General features: G+C 63.0%; 18 protein-coding genes. 9 read left to right on the top strand and 9 right to left on the bottom strand.

Going from position 1 to position 18067, the window contains the following annotated elements:
* Window positions 1–930, bottom strand: coding sequence for a helix-turn-helix domain-containing protein (locus IWY39_RS20435; RefSeq protein WP_017181893.1), 930 nt, complete (start codon window positions 928–930; stop codon window positions 1–3).
* Between the two features lie 236 nt (window positions 931–1166).
* Between IWY39_RS20435 and IWY39_RS20430 the strand changes: the two genes are divergently transcribed.
* The 4 genes from IWY39_RS20430 to IWY39_RS20415 are packed head-to-tail and all read left to right on the top strand — an operon-like array spanning window position 1167 to window position 5173.
* Entirely contained in the window at window positions 1167–2618 is a 1452-nt protein-coding gene (locus IWY39_RS20430; RefSeq protein WP_229380676.1) for an aldehyde dehydrogenase family protein, read from the top strand.
* Between the two features lie 12 nt (window positions 2619–2630).
* Window positions 2631–3086: a DUF3237 family protein gene (locus IWY39_RS20425; protein WP_229380675.1), complete on the top strand. Its 456-nt coding sequence runs from the start codon at window positions 2631–2633 to the stop codon at window positions 3084–3086.
* 12 nt (window positions 3087–3098) lie between these two features.
* Window positions 3099–3551 carry a DUF3237 domain-containing protein gene (locus tag IWY39_RS20420; RefSeq protein WP_017181896.1) on the top strand — a complete coding sequence of 151 codons (453 nt, stop codon included), beginning with the start codon at window positions 3099–3101 and terminating at the stop codon, window positions 3549–3551.
* Window positions 3551–5173, top strand: a complete 1623-nt coding sequence (locus tag IWY39_RS20415; protein ID WP_107125312.1) for a GMC family oxidoreductase — start codon at window positions 3551–3553, stop codon at window positions 5171–5173. The genes IWY39_RS20420 and IWY39_RS20415 overlap by 1 nt, the downstream gene beginning before the upstream one ends.
* A 22-nt stretch (window positions 5174–5195) precedes the next feature.
* On the opposite strand, the gene IWY39_RS20410 is transcribed toward IWY39_RS20415, so the two are convergent.
* The 5 genes from IWY39_RS20410 to IWY39_RS20390 form a co-directional block, all read right to left on the bottom strand.
* Window positions 5196–6005 (bottom strand): copper resistance protein B, encoded by an 810-nt coding sequence (locus tag IWY39_RS20410; protein ID WP_409994370.1) that lies wholly within the window; start codon window positions 6003–6005, stop codon window positions 5196–5198.
* A gap of 104 nt (window positions 6006–6109) precedes the next feature.
* Entirely contained in the window at window positions 6110–7849 is a 1740-nt protein-coding gene (locus tag IWY39_RS20405) for a copper resistance system multicopper oxidase (RefSeq protein WP_107125310.1), read from the bottom strand.
* A 6-nt stretch (window positions 7850–7855) separates the two neighbouring features.
* The gene (locus tag IWY39_RS20400; protein ID WP_107125309.1) at window positions 7856–8431 is read right to left on the bottom strand and encodes an RNA polymerase sigma factor; all 576 of its coding nucleotides are present in this window, start codon (window positions 8429–8431) and stop codon (window positions 7856–7858) included.
* Window positions 8428–8868 carry a periplasmic heavy metal sensor gene (locus IWY39_RS20395; RefSeq protein WP_107125308.1) on the bottom strand — a complete coding sequence of 147 codons (441 nt, stop codon included), beginning with the start codon at window positions 8866–8868 and terminating at the stop codon, window positions 8428–8430. Before IWY39_RS20395 ends, IWY39_RS20400 begins: the two co-directional genes overlap by 4 nt.
* Window positions 8865–9125, bottom strand: a complete 261-nt coding sequence (locus tag IWY39_RS20390) for a hypothetical protein (protein WP_017181902.1) — start codon at window positions 9123–9125, stop codon at window positions 8865–8867. The genes IWY39_RS20395 and IWY39_RS20390 overlap by 4 nt, the downstream gene beginning before the upstream one ends.
* A 144-nt stretch (window positions 9126–9269) precedes the next feature.
* On the opposite strand from IWY39_RS20390, the gene copC reads away from it, so the two are divergent.
* Window positions 9270–9650 carry a copper homeostasis periplasmic binding protein CopC gene (gene copC, locus IWY39_RS20385; RefSeq protein ID WP_107125384.1) on the top strand — a complete coding sequence of 127 codons (381 nt, stop codon included), beginning with the start codon at window positions 9270–9272 and terminating at the stop codon, window positions 9648–9650.
* A gap of 6 nt (window positions 9651–9656) precedes the next feature.
* Entirely contained in the window at window positions 9657–10517 is an 861-nt protein-coding gene (gene copD / locus IWY39_RS20380) for a copper homeostasis membrane protein CopD (RefSeq protein ID WP_231377805.1), read from the top strand.
* Window positions 10518–10521: 4 nt separating this feature from the next.
* Here the strand turns inward: copD and IWY39_RS20375 are convergent, their stop codons facing one another.
* The 3 genes from IWY39_RS20375 to IWY39_RS20365 form a co-directional block, all read right to left on the bottom strand.
* The gene (locus IWY39_RS20375; RefSeq protein WP_107125307.1) at window positions 10522–11229 is read right to left on the bottom strand and encodes a cupin domain-containing protein; all 708 of its coding nucleotides are present in this window, start codon (window positions 11227–11229) and stop codon (window positions 10522–10524) included.
* A gap of 110 nt (window positions 11230–11339) precedes the next feature.
* Window positions 11340–13853: an ABC transporter permease gene (locus IWY39_RS20370; protein WP_107125306.1), complete on the bottom strand. Its 2514-nt coding sequence runs from the start codon at window positions 13851–13853 to the stop codon at window positions 11340–11342.
* Window positions 13850–14551: an ABC transporter ATP-binding protein gene (locus IWY39_RS20365; RefSeq protein WP_107125305.1), complete on the bottom strand. Its 702-nt coding sequence runs from the start codon at window positions 14549–14551 to the stop codon at window positions 13850–13852. The genes IWY39_RS20370 and IWY39_RS20365 overlap by 4 nt, the downstream gene beginning before the upstream one ends.
* Here IWY39_RS20365 and IWY39_RS20360 point away from each other — a divergent pair.
* The 3 genes from IWY39_RS20360 to IWY39_RS20350 all read left to right on the top strand — a co-directional run bounded on the left by IWY39_RS20360 (window position 14550) and on the right by IWY39_RS20350 (window position 18051).
* A complete protein-coding gene (locus IWY39_RS20360; protein ID WP_107125304.1) occupies window positions 14550–15263 on the top strand; it encodes an arylesterase in 714 nt (237 codons plus the stop codon). The two genes, IWY39_RS20365 and IWY39_RS20360, sit on opposite strands and share 2 nt — an antisense overlap.
* A 581-nt stretch (window positions 15264–15844) precedes the next feature.
* Window positions 15845–17035 carry an AAA family ATPase gene (locus IWY39_RS20355; RefSeq protein WP_019053290.1) on the top strand — a complete coding sequence of 397 codons (1191 nt, stop codon included), beginning with the start codon at window positions 15845–15847 and terminating at the stop codon, window positions 17033–17035.
* Complete coding sequence (locus tag IWY39_RS20350; protein WP_107125382.1) at window positions 17032–18051, top strand: ParB/RepB/Spo0J family partition protein; 1020 nt, start codon at window positions 17032–17034, stop codon at window positions 18049–18051. The genes IWY39_RS20355 and IWY39_RS20350 overlap by 4 nt, the downstream gene beginning before the upstream one ends.
* Window positions 18052–18067 lie beyond the last annotated feature (16 nt).

The raw sequence follows: 18067 nt of genomic DNA, 5'->3' as shown, positions 1-18067 counted from the left end.
TCAGTGAAACAGGCGACTGCTGCGAAAGGCTCTGGGCGTTTCGCCGAAACGCCCCTTGAACGAGCGGCTGAAGTGCTGGGAATCGTTGAAACCCCAATAATGCGCGATGTCCGTGATCGAGCGGTGGGCCTGCGCAGGGTCCAGCAAGTCCTGCCTGCACCGGTCCAGCCGCCGATGCCAGATCATCCGGCCCAGCGTTTCGGCGTCATCGGCGAACAGTTTATGCAGGGTCCGTTTGGCGTAACCCATTTCCTGCGCGATCCGGGCCACATCCAGATCGCGGTCGGCCAGGTTGCGATCGACGAAGTCGATCACCGCGAGGCGACGAGCGCGCGTGCTATTGGCGCTCTGCGCGACAGGATCGGCATCCCATACCGTGTTGAGCATCTGGATCAGCGCATTGCCCATCTGGCCACGATCGCGTCGCCCCATGGCAGTTGCGGCATTGACCGCCGCACTGGTGCTGCTGTGCAGAATGCTGGCCGCACCTTGCAGAAAACTCTGCGGCAGGATTGGTTGCCGCGCGCCCTTGTCCCATGCTGCGAAGCGGTGGCGTGGCAGCGCCAGCGCAAGCAACCGGGTCGCCTGAGGCGCTATCATCGAATAGGAAACCGCCTTGTCAAAGGCGCACCATTGACCAGAGTCGAGCCGAATAGTCTGTCCGCTCTGGACGATGTCGCAATGACCTTCCTCCATGAACAGGATCTTGATCAGATTATGCCTGTCCGGCCCGCAATGTTGGCCCACACTGTCGATTTGATGTTCGCCCATGGACACGGCGCAGATACGCAAGTCCCCCAGGTCGCATCCGCGTATCGACGCTTCCTGGTCGTCGCCGAGTTCGGCATGAGGGGCCTGCGTGATATTGCGCCATTGCGCACTGCGCTCCTGACGGGTCGCCGCCTTGGTCGCAAAGCTCAGATAATCCATCGAATCATCCTTCTCCTCCGGCTATCGGGCGGCTCTTCGCTGTGAACAGCGCCATGCCGCTTCTATATTGTATCCATAGCGTACACTCCCCCGCCTGCATAGCAATCTTATCCGGCCCGAACGCCCCTCATGCGGGCGCGCTTGAACAAGTCGGTGCTCCATCCCCGCGCTAAAGAGCCGCGATACAAAGACAGATTAAAGGTGGGGATGCTTTGGCTATCATGGGTGTGCAATGGATGGCAGACAGGCGCGCATCCAGCATCTTTGTCGGAGGCGAATGGCAGGATTGTGCTAGCGGCACGACCATAGACGTCATTAATCCCGCAACCGGTGCGTCCATCGGTGCGATCGCGGCAGGCGGAAGGGTCGATGTGGATCGAGCTGTCACCGCCGCAACCAATGCGCTGCACGACGCGCGCCTGCGCTGGGCACCAGCCGCACGGCAGGATGCTCTGCTGGCGCTGGCCCGCGCGATCGAGGCGCATGGCGAGGAATTCGCGCAACTCGAAATGCACGATACGGGCAAGCCGATAAGTAATGTCCGGCGGGTCGACGTTCCCCAATCGGCGGCCGGGCTGCGCTATTTCGCCGGCTGGGCGACGAAATTGGCGGGCGAAACGATGGATCTGTCGGTGCCTGGCAACTGGCACGCCTGCACCCTGCGCGAACCTGTAGGAGTGGTCGGCCAGATCATTCCCTGGAACTATCCCCTGATGGGCGCGGCGATGAAGATCGGCCCCGCTCTGGCCGCGGGTTGCGCGGTGGTGCTCAAACCGGCCGAACTGACATCCCTATCTGCTCTGCGACTGGCGGATCTGCTGAATGAATGCGGCGTCCCGCCGGGGATGGTCAACATCGTGCCGGGTCGGGGTGGAGAGGCCGGTGCGGCGCTGGTCGATCATCCCGGTGTCGCGAAGATCGCCTTCACTGGATCGACGATGACCGGCAGGCAGATCCTGCGCGCCGCTTCGGACCAGATGAAGCGAGTGACGGTGGAACTTGGCGGCAAGTCGCCGGTGATCGTACTGCCAGACGCAGATCTGGATGCGGCTGCGCAGAGTATTGCGATGGGCATCTTCTTCAATTCGGGCCAGACCTGTTCAGCGGGCTCACGGCTTCTTGTCCATGCTTCGGTCGCGGACAGGTTGGTGGAGCGGATCGCGAAAATCACGTCGCGCATGGCAACAGGCGACCCGGCCGACCCCGCCACCCTGCTCGGCCCGGTCATTTCAGACGTACAGCGCGATCGCATAATGGGGTTTGTCGAACGCGCAACAGCTTCTGGCGGTCGCTGCTACACGGGTGGCGTACGGCCTGAAGGTCCAGGCTTTTTCGTGCCCCCTACGATCATAACCGACGTGCGTGCGGACATGGAAATCGTGCGCGAGGAAGTATTCGGGCCGGTACTCGCGGTCCTGCCATTCGAAACCACCGACCTTGACGAAATCGCTGGCCTGGCCAACGACAATGATTACGGGCTGAGCGCCTATATCTGGACGCGCAATATCAGCCACGCGCTGGGCCTTGTGAAACGCATCCGTTCGGGCACGGTGCGCATCAACACCAGTGGCGGCAATGATTTCGCCATGCCGGCAGGCGGGGTGCGCCTTTCCGGCAACGGGCGCGAAAATGGCCGAATGGGCGTCGAAGCCTATACCGAGGTCAAAGCCGTGACGATCGCGCTCTGAGGAGCAGGGATAATGATGATGGATTTTTCAACACAAGACATGCCCTCGCCCGACCTTGAGGAAGCGTTTCGGGTAACGCTCGTCTTTGGCGCGACGGCTGATGTCGGTCGACTGGCGACCGGCGGCGCGCGTACCGTCCGGCCCGTGACTGGCGGTCGCATCGACGGTGCGCGGCTTCAGGGTGTGATCGTTAGCGGCAGCGAAACCAGCCTGACGCGGCTGGATGGCGTCACCACCGCCGAACTCTCCTACTTGATCCAGACTGAAGACGGCGCGATCGTCCGCATGGCGGGCATGGGCGTGACGAGCGATTGTCGGGGGGCTGACGATCAAAGCTTCGATGGCATGCGGATGACGATCATGTTCGAAGTTGACGAACAGTCGTCCCATGCTTGGCTGGCGACGCGGGCGTTCATCGCCGAACGGCCACGCGACAGCGACACCAGCATCATCATGCAGATCGTTTGAAAGAAGAGCGCCATGAAACTCGAATTCGCGCTGGAGATGCAGATTTCCCTGGGCCAGCGGATCCATATCCAAGTGGCCGACGATTATAAACGCGGCGCGGTTCTCATCGAAAGCGGCCACTTCGTCGGGCCTGGGCTGTCGGGCAAGATCGTGCCGTCAAGCGGTGGCGATTTCCCGATGGTGCGCGCGGATGGCGGCGGCCGCTTTGAATCGCAATATCTGTTACAGACGGACGATGGCGCAGTGATCCTCAAGCGCAGCACCGGCGTTCGCCATGCGCCGCCCGAAGTGGTGAAACAGCTGCTGGCAGGCGAACCCGTTGATCCGCACAGCTATTATATGCGCATGACCCCGCGGTTCGAAGCGCCATCTGGCCCTTATGACTGGATGAACCGGACCATCTTCGTGGGTGTTGGCCGACGCAACCCGACGGGGTCTGTCTTTCGATTCTGGAAGGTCGTGTGATGCAGGACGAATTGCAGTTCGACTATGTGATCGTCGGCGCAGGCTCTGCAGGCTGCACCCTCGCCAACCGTCTGACGGAAGATGGGCGGACCCGCGTCCTCCTCCTGGAAGCGGGCGGCACCGGCAAGCGGCTGGATGTGTCATTGCCGCTGGCCGTGTCGAAGCTTTGGCCCAATCCCGACATTACCTGGGGATTTCTTTCGGAACCAGAGGCGGAACTTAATGGTCGCCGCCTGCCAGTGGCGCGCGGCAGGATGCTGGGTGGCACTTCTTCGCTGAACGGAATGATGGCAGTGCGTGGCCACCCGGCCGATTATGATGGTTGGCGCGACATGGGCCTGCCGGGCTGGGGCTTTGACGACGTTCTACCTTATTTCCGCAAGCTGGAAAATCACTGGCGCGGCGATACACCGTTGCACGGTGGCGCTGGTCCGGTGTCGGTGCAGCCGCACCCTTCGCCAAGTCCACTCTATCCGTTGGCGCAACAGGCCGCGGTGTCGCTGGGATACAATCTTACAAACGATTTTAACGGCGAGCGGACCGACGGCTTCGGCATGCCGGATTTCACCATTACGCGACGGGGTCGCCGCGCCAGCACGGCACAGGCTTATCTGGACCCTGCCCGGCGCCGTCCCAACCTCACGGTGATGACCGATGCGCCAGTGCACCGGATATTGATCGAGAACGGGCGGGCAAGCGGTGTCCTGTTCTGCGTCGGCGATCAAGAACGCATCGCGCGGGCCAACGCTGAGGTATTGCTGTGCGGTGGAGCAATCAATTCGCCGCAATTGCTGATGTTGTCGGGCATCGGTCCCGCAGCTGACCTTCGCGCGCTCGGGATTACTCCACTTGTCGACAGCGCTGAAGTCGGCGGCAATCTTCAGGACCACCCCGGCGCGGCGATGGAATTCGAACTAGATCGCCGCTGGGCGTTCGAGGAAGAAGTGCGCTTCGACAGGCTGGCGACATCCTTGGTGCGCTGGTTCACAACCGGGAAAGGCGTCATGGGCGCTCCGCCCCTCGCCATTTCCGCCAATGTCGCGACTCAGCCAGGCAACCCGGAAATTGACCTCCATTTCCTGCTGGTCCCGCTGGCGATGGAAACGCGAGTCTGGTTCCCCGGCATCGCGCCGCGCCACGGGTCCAGGCTTGGCGCCATGTGGTCGCTCAACTATCCGCACAGCAGGGGACGGCTGACAATCGCCAGTGCCGATCCAAAAGCCCACCCGTTAATCCATTTCAACCTGCTGTCCGACCCGCGCGATCAGGCGGCGATGATCCATGGTTATCGCACATTGCGTGATCTGGTGGCGCAGCCCGCACTGGCGGCCGCTACGGGAGCCATGACCCGGCCCTTGCGCGAACCGCAAAGTGATGCCGAGATCCTGGCCCATGTCCGGGACACTGCGATGACCGCCTATCATCCTTCGGGCACGTGCCGCATGGGTGGTGACGCGAAGTCAGTGGTCGATGGCGCCCTCAAGGTGCGCGGCGTTAGTGGTCTGCGGGTGGTCGACGCGTCCATTTTCCCGCGCCTTCCGGGCGGCAACACCAACCTGCCCGTGATCATGACGGCGGAAAAAGCCGCCGACATGATCCGCAGGGGAGATGGGCCGGGTTGACCGCCAATATCCTGCTATAGGGTCAGAACCAGAAACGCGCGCCCAGCACCAGACTGGTAACAGAAGCCCCCTCCCCCGCGGCGCGCGCGTACCGCGCCGTGTCGCCCAGTTTTCGTTCCCAATGGACGCCGACATAAGGCGCAAATTCGCGGGCAAATTCGTAGCGCAGGCGCAGGCCCAGTTCGATGTCGGATATACCAGAGCCAATGCCCAATTCCGGCACGTCCTGGGCGGCGACGTTCATTTCAGCGGCTGGTTGCAGGATCAGGCGCTGGGTGATGCGCTGGTCATAGCTTCCTTCCAGGCGCAGATGGGCGTCGCCCTTGTTCGACAGGAAAGCCTGCGCGCCGACTTCGAACCAATAGGGGGCAAGTCCTTCGATACCGACTACGGCGTAAGTGCGCTGGGGTTGCGGACGAAAATCCTGCCGCACGCCCGCTTCGACATTGAACCACGGATTGAGGGCGCGGCTATAGAGCCCCTGTACTTCGGCGCTTTCCAGCGGGCCGCCCACTTCGCCTTCCCCTTCCGTCTTGAACGCGAAGCGGTTGATGTCGCCCCCGATCCAGCCTTCGCCTTCCCAGGCATAACCGTTCGCGCCCTTGTGCGCGCGATATTCCAGGCGGTCGAGCATCAGCTGCGAGAAGGTCATGCCGCCGCTTTCCCGGATCATGGCGGCGCGGGCGCGGGCCATGGTGGCGGCGGGGTAGAAAGCTTCGGCCGCGTAATCGGTCGGGATTGGCGGGGCAACGCCCTGCGGCACGCTGTCGTCTGTCGTGGGTATGATGTGACCGGCATGGGGGTCGGCTGGAACTTCGCCCACAGACGGCATAGGCTTCTCATTTTGTTCTTTATTATCAATAATTTGATGGACGTGAATCTCTTGTCCTACGGCGGGCGCGGCGAGTAGCAGGGTCGCGGCGGCGATCAGTTGCTTCATGCCGCGCCCTCCCCGTGGCGAACGGTCACGACCCGCATCATCCCCGCATGCATGTGCATCAGCATATGGCAGTGAAATGCCCAGTCGCCCAGCGCGTCGGCGGTCAGGTCGAAACTGACCTTGCCGCCCGGCAGCACGTTGACTGTATGTTTGCGCGGGTTGTGGGCCGCATCCTCACCCGTGATGAGCTGAAAGAAATGGCCGTGAATATGGATGGGATGCGGCATCATCGTGTCGTTGATGAGCGTAACGCGCACCCGTTCCATATGGCGGAAGGCAATGGGGTCCGCGCCGTCGGACAGCTTCACCCCGTCGAATGACCACATATAGCGTTCCATGTTCGCGGTCAGGTGGATGTCGAGCGCGCGAGTGGGCGCCCGAGCGTCCTCGTTCGGCTCCAACGCGCGCAGGTCCGCATAGGTCAGGACGCGATGGTCGACATCCTCAAGGCCCGTTGGCCGGTCCGCCGTGCGATCGGCCGGCATGGAGGACAGCGTCGCCACCCCCGGTCCCATCGGCACGTCTGGCGCCACGGACGGGTCGAGCATCTTCATGCTGTGGCCAGCCATGCTGTTATTGGCGGGCTGGCTAAGGTCGATCACGCCCCCTTGCCCGATGTCCATGCCGGACATGTCCATCCCCATATCCTTCATGGTCAGCAACGGACGGGCGCGCAGCGGCGGGATGGCCGCGACCATGCCGATCTGCGGCGCCAGGGTCGCACGGACCAGACCGGAGCGGTCGATGGCTTCGGCGATCAGGGCATAGGCCCGTGCGTCGGTCGGCTGGACGATCACGTCATAGGTTTCGGCGATGCTGATCTGAAATTCGTCGGTTTCGACCGGCTGGACATGCTGGCCATCGCACTGCACCACGGTCATCGCCAGACCCGGCAGGCGCAGATTGAAATTGGTCATGGCCGACGCATTGATGATGCGCAGGCGGACCCGTTCGCCCGGCGTGAACAGGCCGGTCCAGTTTTCCGCCGTGCCATGGCCATTGACCAGATAGCTGTAGGTGGAGCCGGTCACGTCCGAAATATCGGTCGGGTCCATCCGCATCTTGCCCCAGTCGATCCGTTCGCGGAGCGGCTGGTCCTTGCCCTTGAGCAACCCTGCGAGCGTCTGCCGCTGCATGTTATAATAGCCGCCCGATTGTTTGAGCCGCTTCAATTGAACATGGGGATGGACGGGCGACCAGTCGGACAGGACGATCACATGCTCGCGGGTCGCCTGCACCGGATCAACGCCCGCGGGGTCGATGACGATGGGGCCGTAATGACCCATCGCTTCCTGCATTCCCGAATGGCTGTGATACCAGTAGGTGCCCGACTGGCGGATCGGAAATTCATAATGGAAGGTTTCGGCCGGCGCGATGCCGGGGAAGCTTATGCCCGGCACGCCGTCCATCTGAAAGGGGACGATCAGGCCATGCCAGTGGATCGACGTATCTTCCTTCAACTGATTGGTGACGGACAGGCGGACATTCTGTCCTTCGCGCAGGCGGATCAGCGGCGCGGGGACAGTACCGTTAATCGTGATGGCATGGGCAGAACGTCCCCCGGTCGCAAAATGGCTGTTGGCGACGGTTAGCGCGATACTGTCACCCGACAGGACGCCGGGCGCCGGATCCAGCCCGTGGGTGCCGCTTTGCGCCCAGGCTGGAAAGGCGTTGCTGAGGCTGAAGGCAGCCGCGCCCTTTAACAAGGCGCGGCGGTCGAGGGTCAGATGGGTCATGCCCCTTCATACGCGGGGGGCAGCGTCATCCCTCAAACTTTCCGACAATTTTGCACGCGCGCGGTAAAGGCGGGTTTCGACCGCCTTTTCGCTGAGACCCAGCGTGGCGGCGGTGTCAGCCTGGCTCATCGCCTCTATCGTGCGCAGCAGCAGCACATCCTTGAGCGGAGCGGGCAGCGCGGCGATGGCGGCGTTGATGCGAGCGAGTTCGCGCTGCGATTGCAGCGCGGCTTCAGGATCGGGCGCAACATCGGCGATGTCCCCCGCTTCATCGATGGGGCGGGCAAAGGCGAAGAAGCGCCGCACGGCACGGCGGCGGCCCCAGTCGCGGCATTTGTTGAGCGTGATCCGCGCGATCCAGGCGCGGAAAGGACGCGCGCCGTCATAGCGGGCCAGCGCGGCAAAGGCGGCGATGAACACCTCCTGCGTGATGTCGAGCGCTTCGTCACTATCGCCCACATGGCCGCGCGCCAGTCGCCACACGGCATCCCGATGTCGGCGCATCAGTGCGGCATAGGCGTCCTGATGCCCGGCCATCGCATGCGCCGCCAGCGTCCTGTCATCGGGTTCGCCGGGCGTCACCGGCCTGCGGGCTGGGTCAGTGCCTTGACGACCGCGCTGTCAAATTGCGCTGCCTGATCGGGACGCAGCACAGCGCGCATGGCGAAAATATGTTGCAGCGTTTCCTTTTGCAGGGCGCCCATGACATGATGGGTGCGATCCACCGCCTGCGCGACCTGCGGCCCATAGCCATGTTCTGCGGCAATCGCCTGCGCCAGGCGCGCATTGTCGGCGCGCATTTCCGCTTCCAGGGCTTCGCGCCGGATGGCGAAGGCAGCTTCAAGCGTGTGGATGCGCTGTTCCTGCGCCGCATCGAGCATCAGCTTTTCATGCAGCAGCGCGTGGATTTCGCTTTCGACGCGGGGCTGCGGCGCGATCCACACGCGCGCAAACAGCACCGCCGCCAGCGCCGCGGCGAAGGCGACAAGCGCAACGAGCAGATAGCGCCGGGTCGTCATTGGCCCAGCAGGCGCGATGGCGCGTAATCGGACATGCCGATCGGCGCGGGCGCCGCCTGCGCTGGGGCCGACGGCACGATACTGCCCGCCCAGCCGATGCCGACCGCCAGCAACCCGGCGAGCATCAGACTGCGCCGCGCCACGCCCTGTTCGCGGCGGCGGGTAAGCCCCTGCATCACCGCACCGTCCATCTGCTCCAGCCGGTTATCGACCGGCATGGCCCGTATTTGCGCCAGCATCTGATCGAGATCACTCATCTCTACATACTCCATCCTCACCACGGCATACGCGCATCAGGCGCCGATCCCTCATTGGGTGAGGACAAAAATCATGCACCTGTGATGAGGGATCGGGCAAGTCCATGCGTAATGTTGCGTAATACCCATCATGGAGAAGCCAGCATGTCCCGTTTCCTGACCGCCGCCCTTGCCCTGTCGATCGCGATCCTGCCGGGCGCGGCGATCGCCCATTCCAAGCTGCTGTCGTCCAGTCCCGCTGCAAATGCGACGGTCGCCAAGCCGACCAAGCTGACGCTGACCTTTTCCGAGACGTTCCTGGGCCCGCTTTCGGGCGTCGATCTGGTGATGACCGGGATGCCGGGCATGAGCGATCACCCGCCGATGCCGATCAAGGGCTTCAAGACGGCGGTTGCGCCTGACGGCAAGACGATGGTCGTCACCCTGCCCCGCGCGCTGCCCGCCGGCAGCTATGACCTGAAATGGCATATTGTCGGCGCCGACCAACATAAGATGGAAGGCGGCTACAGCTTCAAGGTCAAATAAGCCGTCATGGATGGCGGGATACAGGCGCCCATGCTGTTACTGGCGCGCTTTGGCCTGATGGCCGACCTTGCCCTGCTCATGGGCCTGCCGCTCTTCTGGTGGGCCATGGGCATGGCGGGGCAGCGCGTGCTGCTGGCAGGGCTGGCATTGGGGGGCATGCTATTGTCTGCGCTCTGGTTGCTGGCGAGCGCGGCCAGCATGGCGGGGACCCCGATGCTGCCGCCCGACTGGGCGACGGCGAAGATAGTGCTGACTATGTCCCCGATCGGCCCGGTGCTGGCGGTGCGGGGCGGCGCCCTTCTTGCCGCGCTGGGCCTGGCTATGGCGGGGCGGGATCGCTGGGTACTGGTCCCGGCGGCCATCGCCGCTGCAACCATGGCCTGGACCGGCCATGCCGGCGCGAGCGAGCATGGCGCAGGCGCGATCCACCGCATCGCCGATGTCGCACATATCTGGGCTGCGTCCGGCTGGATCGGTGCGCTCGCCGCACTGCTATATGCCGTGACTAGGCGGCATCCCCCGGTCGACCGGATCGCCGGGATGCTGGCGAAGTTTTCGCTGCTGGGCACCATGTTCGTCGCCACGTTGATCGTGACCGGCGCGGTCAACGCCGCCATGATCGTGGGCGTGGCTGACATGGGCATGCTGACGGGCAGCCGCTATGGCTGGCTGCTGGGCGCTAAGCTCGTCCTGTTCTGCGGGATGCTGGCGCTGGCGGGGATTAATCGCTGGCGGCTGACCCCGGCGCTGGAACGGGGCGAAAATGCAATTGCCGCGCTGCGTCTCTCACTCTGTGTGGAGACGAGCGCGGCAATCGGCATTTTGGCACTGGTGGCCTGGCTGGGGACGCTCGATCCCCTGGCCTGAGCCATCAGGCCGGACGGTAGATCGCATATATTTTCTTGACGTGCACCTGGCTGTCCCAGCTGCACGAAGCGCCCTGTTCGACCAGGAAAATGTCGCCCTTGCCAAATGTCGCAGTTGCATCTGCCCCATCGACAAAGGTGACGCTGCCTTCCAGCAGATACATCAGTTCATAATGGCGATAGAACATGGAGCGGCGGTGATAGGGGGTGGAATCCCAGGTGCCGCAGACAAATTCGCCATCGGCCGAGCGGTAGTCGGTAAAGTTGCGGCAGGACGGGGTCGGCCCGACCAGCAATTCGGCCAGCGGCGCACCTGACGGTTCGAGCGTCGCATTGGTGTCGATCGGGATGATCGCACCGTCAGCGGCAGACCCGCCAGTGCGGCGCACGAACAGCATGCGCGCATCGGCGGCGACAGTCCAGCCAAAGGTTGCGCCTTCACACAGGACGATGCTGTCGCCTTCGTTGAGCGTGCGATCATCGATCTGCACGCTGCCCGATTCAACGATCACGAATTCATCGGCAGGCATTGCCGCGACCGTGCCGCTCCCTTGCGGCAGGGCGATCAGCCCGATCGAAACGGGGCCTTCAGGCTGGGGCAGTTCGGCGCGGGCAGACAGGAAGGTCTCGCCCTCCCCTGGCTGGGCGGTTACCCCCGCCGCCCAGGCGCGCAGGTCGACAAAGGAGCGGGTTGCGGTCTGGCTGGTCGTCATTTTGGCTTCCCTCAAGAAATTTGCGGCAAGCTAGCGTGATGCTGACGGCAGGTTGCACCAAGCGCGCATCAGCGACGGGCAAATGGTGCCGTTTGCATCTGCCGGGACGTTCAAAGCTGCCGCAGCGCGCTGGCCGGACGCACCGACAGCAGCGGGATTGACCCGGCCAGGCCGATGCCCAGCGTCAGCAGCGCGCCACCGCCCAGCGTCGCCAGAACCACCAGCCAGTCGGGCGACCAGCTGAATTCGAAGATCCGGACGATCACGAACCAGGCGGCCATGGACCCCAGCGCCAGCGCGACCAGCGCGAGCATGATGGCGAGCAGGCCATATTCGAGCGCCTGTCCGCCCAGCAGCTGCGCACGGGTCGCGCCCAGCGTCTTCAATATCACGCTATCATAGCTGCGCGCCTGTCGCGACGCAGCGATGGCGCCGACCAGCACGGCTATGCCCGCCAGAATCGCGACCGACGCTGCTGAAACGATCGCCGCGGACATCTGCGTCATGATCTCGCCCACCTGCGCAATGATCTGTCCCACGGCAATCACCGATATGCCGGGAAAGGCCGCCAGCAGGTCGCGCGTGACGGCGCCATCCTTGCGCGTGTCCATGGTGATGGTCGCAGCCAGGCTATGCGGTGCGGCGGAGACGATGCCGGGGGAAAAGACGAGGATATAGTTGAGACCCATCGTGTCCCAGTTGATCTTGCGCAGCGAGGCAATGCGGGCGGTGATTTCGCGCCCCAGCACGCTGACAGTCAGCGTATCGCCAAGGCCAACACCCAATATCCTGGCCGCTTCAGCGTCAAAGGAAACGAGCGGCGGCCCGTCATAGTCGCGCGGCCACCATTGGCCCGCGACCAGTTCGCTGCCCGTCGGCAGGGCCGCGCTATAGGTCACGCCACGTTCGCCACGCAGGAACCAGGCACCTTCGGGCAGCTCTTTCAGGTCAGTGACACGCTGATCGCCATAGGCGACAATCGTGCCGCGCAGCGCGGGGACGATGTTGAACTGGGCGTCGGGGGCTTGTTTGCGCACGATGGATCGGAACCGGTCCGCCTGATCCGAGGGGATGTCGAGCACGAACTGGGCCGGGGCTGTTTTGGGCACGACATTGCGGATTTCGCTGTCAAGGCTGGTCTGGATACCAGCTAGCGTCACGAACAGGGTGAGCGCGAGGCCAAGCGCGACGATCAGCGCGGCAGTCTGCGCGCCGGGCCGGTGAAGATTGGCCAGCGCCAGCCGGAACAACGGCCGACGCGGCCGCGGCGCACGCTGGGCGATCTGGCGCACGCCCCAGCCGATACCAAGCAAGAGCAGCAGGACCGCCGCCGTCGCGCCAAGGACAGCCGCGGAAAAGAGCGGCTCGCGCGCCGTGCCGAGCGCCAGTGCAACAAGCAGCAGGTCTGCCGCCGCCATGGCAAGGATAGTGCGCCGATCAATGCCGTGGCGCGGATCTACGACGCCGCGAAAGATCAATGCGGCAGGCTGGGTCCGCGCGCGCGCCAGCGGCGGCAGGGTGAAGAGGAAGGCGATCAGCAAGCCATAGGCAGCACTGGTGACGAGCGGCAGAGGATGAAGCCGAAAGCCAGGACTGACGGGCAGCACATCGCCGGCCAGTAGGACGATGACGGAAGGCAGAAGAGCGCCCACGACAAGCCCGCAGCCGATACCGATCAGCGCGACGCAGCCGATCTGCAGCAGGTAGATGCGCGCAATATCGCGCGACGTTGCGCCCAGCACCTTGAACGTCGCGATGCCGGGCCGTTTGAGGGCGAGATAGGAGGCAACGCCATTGCTGACGCCGATGCCCGCGATCACCAGTGCGGCAAGGCCGATCAGCGAGAGAAATTGGCCCATGCGGATGATGAAGCGGCTGGCGCCGGGCGCCGCCCGATCGCGGTCCTTGAACTCCCAGCCAGCCGAGGGATATTGCTGTTCGAGGCGCTCCCGCACGGCCTGCGCATCCACGCCGGCGGGCAGGCGCAGACGATATTTGCTTTCATAAAGACTGCCCGGCTGGATCAGCCCGGTACGGCGCAATCCATCAAGCGAGACGATCGCGACCGGGCCAAGCGTGAAGCCTTCGCCCAGCCGGTCAGGCTCATCGGCAATGATCGCGGCGATTGTGAAAGTGGCTGTGCCATAGACCAGCCGGTCGCCCGGACCGACATTCAGCCGATCGGCAAGGGCGGGGCCGATCAATATGCGGTCGGGCGCAAGCGGCGCGCGATAATCGCCCTGCCGCAACGCCAGCGTGCCGTAGAGCGGATAGGCATTATCGACGCCCTTGAGTTCGGTCAGAACGGCGAGCGCGTCCGGCCGGTCGCCCCGCGCCATGGCGCGCAGGCGGATCGTTTCGCTCACTGTGCCCAAGCGACGGAATACCGCCTTGTCGCCATCGCCTGCTTCGCGCTGTGTCATGGCGATTTCCACGTCGCCGCCAAGCAACCCCTGCCCGCGCAGGCTCAATTCCTGCGTGATCGCGGAGGTCAGGCTGCCGATTGCGGCCAGCGTGGCGACGCCCAGGAACAGGCAAAGAAAGAGCAGCCGCAATCCCCGGAAACGACCCACAAGATCACGCCGGGCAATGCGCCAACTTGTCGCCCAATCCAGCGCGTTCATGCGGTGCGATCCGAGACGATCTGGCCATCACGCATTTCGACGATCCGGCCGCACCGTTCAGCCAGTGAAGGATCGTGCGTGATGATAACAAGGGTTGCACCAGCCGCGCGCTGCCGATCGAACAGCAAATCCATGATGGTGATGCCTGTCGTGGCGTCGAGATTGCCGGTCGGTTCGTCGGCAAACAGGATGGTCGGCCGTGGCGCGACGGCGCGGGCGATGGCGACGCGCTGCTGTTCACCACCCGACAATTGGGCGGGATAATGGTCGAGGCGGTGGCCAAGGCCGACTGCGCGCAATTCATCCGCGGCCCGGGCGAAGGCATCGGCATCGCCCGCCAGCTCCAGCGGCACGGCGACATTTTCAAGAGCGGTCATGGTCGGGAGCAGGTGGAAACTTTGCAGGACGATGCCGATGCGACCGCGCCGGGCGCGGGCCAGCGCATCTTCATCCAGAGCGCCAAAATCGACCCCGCCGATATGCACATCGCCGCTGCTGGCCCGCTCCAGCCCGCACAGCACGGCCATCAGCGAACTTTTGCCCGATCCCGATGCACCCAGGATCGCGATGCTTTCGCCACGCAGCATAACAAGGTCGACCCCCTTCAGGATCTCGACCGGCGCATCGCGAGTGCCAAGCGAGAGGGTGACATTATGCGCGCGGATCGCGATAGTGGCCGGATCGATGGGCATGTGCATGAAGAAGGAGCGCTCCTTGGCGGGCAGATATTGGCAATATGGGGCGCTGGCGCTCATTATCCAACTGGGCTCGGCCTGTTCAGACAAGGCCCCTCCTCCACCATCGGCCGCCAATAGCGCGCAGGCAACGCCATCGGCGGCGCCAACCGCCGATGGCAAGCTGATCGTGGCATTTGGCGACAGTCTTTATGCCGGTTATAATCTGGACCAGGGCAAGGGGCTTGCCCCGGTGCTGGAGCGGGCCCTGGCCGCGCGTGGCGTCAAAGCGCAGGTCGTCAATGCCGGCGTGTCCGGCGATACCAGCGCAGCGGGACTGGCGCGGCTGGCCTTCACGCTGGACGGCCTCGCGCGCAAGCCCGACCTGATGCTGGTCGGACTGGGCGGAAATGACATGCTGCGCGGCTTGAGCCCGAAGTCGACGCGCGACAATCTCGACGCGATCCTGGCTGAACTGAAAAAGCGGGATATTCCCGTGCTGCTGACAGGCATGTTAGCCTCACCCAATATGGGGCCAGACTATGCCGCTTCATTCAATCCTATCTTCCCGGCACTGGCGAAGAAATATGGTGCAACGCTCTACCCCTTCATGCTGGACGGGGTCATCGGCAATCGCGCGCTGCAACTGCCCGACGGCATTCATCCCAATGACAAGGGCGTTGGGATCATCGTGGGGAGGCTGGAACCGATGGTCGAGAATGCGTTGCGTGGCTGATGGTATCCATGCCGGATTGGTCGGCTATGCCCCCACCGGACGGATATGCCTTTGCCATTGCTGCGCGCCGTTCCGGCTTTGGCGTTGACGAGCATCCGCACCAGCCATGCCGATGACGTCGCAGCCCCCGGTCGATACCGAAAATCCGACGTGTTATCAGTGACCATCCAACGTGATTTCAGAATCCTGGCATCGTGTTTTCAAACCGGATCGGACGTGCGATCGAATTTGGCAGAGCCTATCCAACTGACGGAAATTAAAGCGAAAATCATCAGAACCCTGGACCCTAACCCTGCTAATCCCAGAATAAATCTCTAAGCGGATGGTTTGGCACGGCAGGAGAGGATGAGTCGAGGTTCGCTACCCAACGCAACTCTCGGCATAGGATTGAAGTTCACGGGCTATCAGGTGACACCAAGCCCATCCGGCATCTGGCAGGATCATGGTTATGGTTTGGCGTTGACGCAGCGCGGCAAGTTGGGATCACCGGCACCCTTCTCCGCCGGTTTGACTTTCAGGGCAAAATAGGAGCATTAAACACAAACTATTTTACGGCCCATGATTCGGCCATGCGAGGCACCATGTCGTTTACAGTCAACACACTGCGTAACGTCACCACAGCCTGCCAACAGATGCGCGATCATATCAAGACGATCGTGTTCAGGCCGGAAAATCATAAGACGCTCGACATCACTTTTGGCCCCACGGTCGCAGCCGAGCTGATCGGTCGCACGCCCGAAGCGCTGGCCAAGGCCGAAGCGAAAGGCCGCCTGCCCCAGCCCAAGCAATTGCCTAATGGCCGGCGCTATTACACGCTGGAGGATCTCACCCAGATTCGCGCCGCACTTGGCATACAGGTCGGCAAGCAGCCGGACGAAGATGCGGTCGTGCTGGCGGTGCAGAATTTCAAGGGCGGCGTTGGCAAGAGCACCATCACCAAGCATCTCGCCGACTATCTCGCCCTGCATGGCTACAGCGTGCTGGTGATCGACTGCGATCCGCAGGCTTCAACCACGACGATGTTCGACATCCAGCCCGAAACGCTGATCGACGACGAACAGACACTTGGCGCCTTCCTCTCGCCGCGCAGCACCTTCAGTGATTTTTCGCAAACGATCCGCGACACGCCCTGGCCCACGATCAAGATCGTGCCATCCAGCCTTGGCCTGCAGGACGCCGAATGGGATCTGACCTCAACCTTGCGCGAAGGCGGGCAGGCCGTGCGTGAAGGGTTGCAGGCGCTGCGCATCGGCATTGCCAGTGTGACCAAGGATTTCGACGTCATCCTGCTCGATCCGCCTCCAGCCATGGGCTTCCTGGGCCTCAACGTCATGGCCGCGGCGACGGGCATGCTGATCCCCGTGCCGGCGCGGCAGCTCGATTATCTTTCGACCATCCATTTCATGGAGACGATCGCAGATAATATCGAGATACTCGAAGAAAATGGCACGCCAGTGGATTATGGCTTCATTCGCGTGGTCTGTTCCGCCTTCTCGCCGAGCAAGCCGGGCGAAAATGATATGTGGCGGATCATGCAGGCGACCTATGCCGGCCTGCTGCTGGGCCAGCCGATCCTGGCGTCCGAGGAGATCAAGAACGCGACCCAGGCATTCCGCTCAATCTATGAGTCCAAGCCGTCCGCCTCGCACCAGACATATACGCGGTGCCGCGACAATCTGGACGCCGTCTTTGCCGAGGTCGAGCAGCAGATCCGTCAGCAATGGCCGTCGACAAGCCTGACCGCCAACGCCAGTGTGGGTGTCGCGGCATGAGCCGCCGTTCCCTGATCAGCGAAGCTCTTGCCGCCTCGCTTAACGATCCCGCACCTGCGCCGGTCGTCGCAAGCGATGCAGGCGCTCCGGCTCAGCGGTCGAACTTCACCAACAAGCGGCTCGAAGCCTTTGGCGAGGCGGCGCGGATCGTCAAGCGACCGACGATCCGGTTGAAGCCTTGTGAATGTTCGATCTGGCCGGGCAACGCGCGTGATTATTCGCTGCTCGACGAACATCGGCTGCGCAGCCTGATCGATTCCATCCTGGCCGAGGGGGGCAATCGCATCCCTGCCGTGGTGCGACGCACGCCGCAGGGTGACCATCCCTATGAACTGGTCACGGGAACACGGCGGCACTGGGCCATCGCCTGGCTCAACGCCAATCATTATCCCGACATCGAACTGATCGCGATCATCGAGGATCTGGACGATGAGGCGGCCTTTCGTCTGGCCGACATTGAAAATCGCGAGCGGGAGGATATTTCCGATCTCGAACGTGGTGCCAACTATAAGGCGGCGGTTGATCGCTTTTATGGCGGCGTTCAGCTGCGCATGGCGGAACGGCTCAAAATCTCCAAATCGCAATTGTCCCGCTATATTGCCCTTACCGAAATTCCACCCTTGCTGGTCAGCGCCTTTCATTCGCCGATGGACCTGCAGGCCAAATATGCCGAGAAGCTTCTGCCCTTGCTGCGTGATCCCACCACACGTAGCAAGCTTGAGGCAGCGGCCGACCAGATTGCATCGGAGCAAAGCTTTCGTCGGTCGGGTGACGAACAGCCGATCGCAGGATCGGAAGTGCTGGCCCGGCTGCTCAAGTCGGTAACGACCAAGGGCCGAGTGCAAAAAGCCGCGATTGCGAGTGCCGACGGGGCGACGGTGGGACAGGTGGAGAAGGACCAGCAGAAGCTTTTGACGCTGACGCTCACGCCATCGGACCTGTCCACCGATGCGATATTGGAAGCGTTGCGGCCAGTGATTGATCAGGCGAAGATCATGCGCGCGCGTCGGCGCTGAGCAAGTGAGATTAAAA

Origin of the sequence: Sphingobium sp. JAI105 (assembly GCF_015752145.1) — a bacterium.
Lineage (GTDB): Bacteria > Pseudomonadota > Alphaproteobacteria > Sphingomonadales > Sphingomonadaceae > Sphingobium > Sphingobium xenophagum.
Note: the sequence above shows the minus strand (reverse complement) of the source record. Positions and strands in the feature narration are given on the sequence as shown.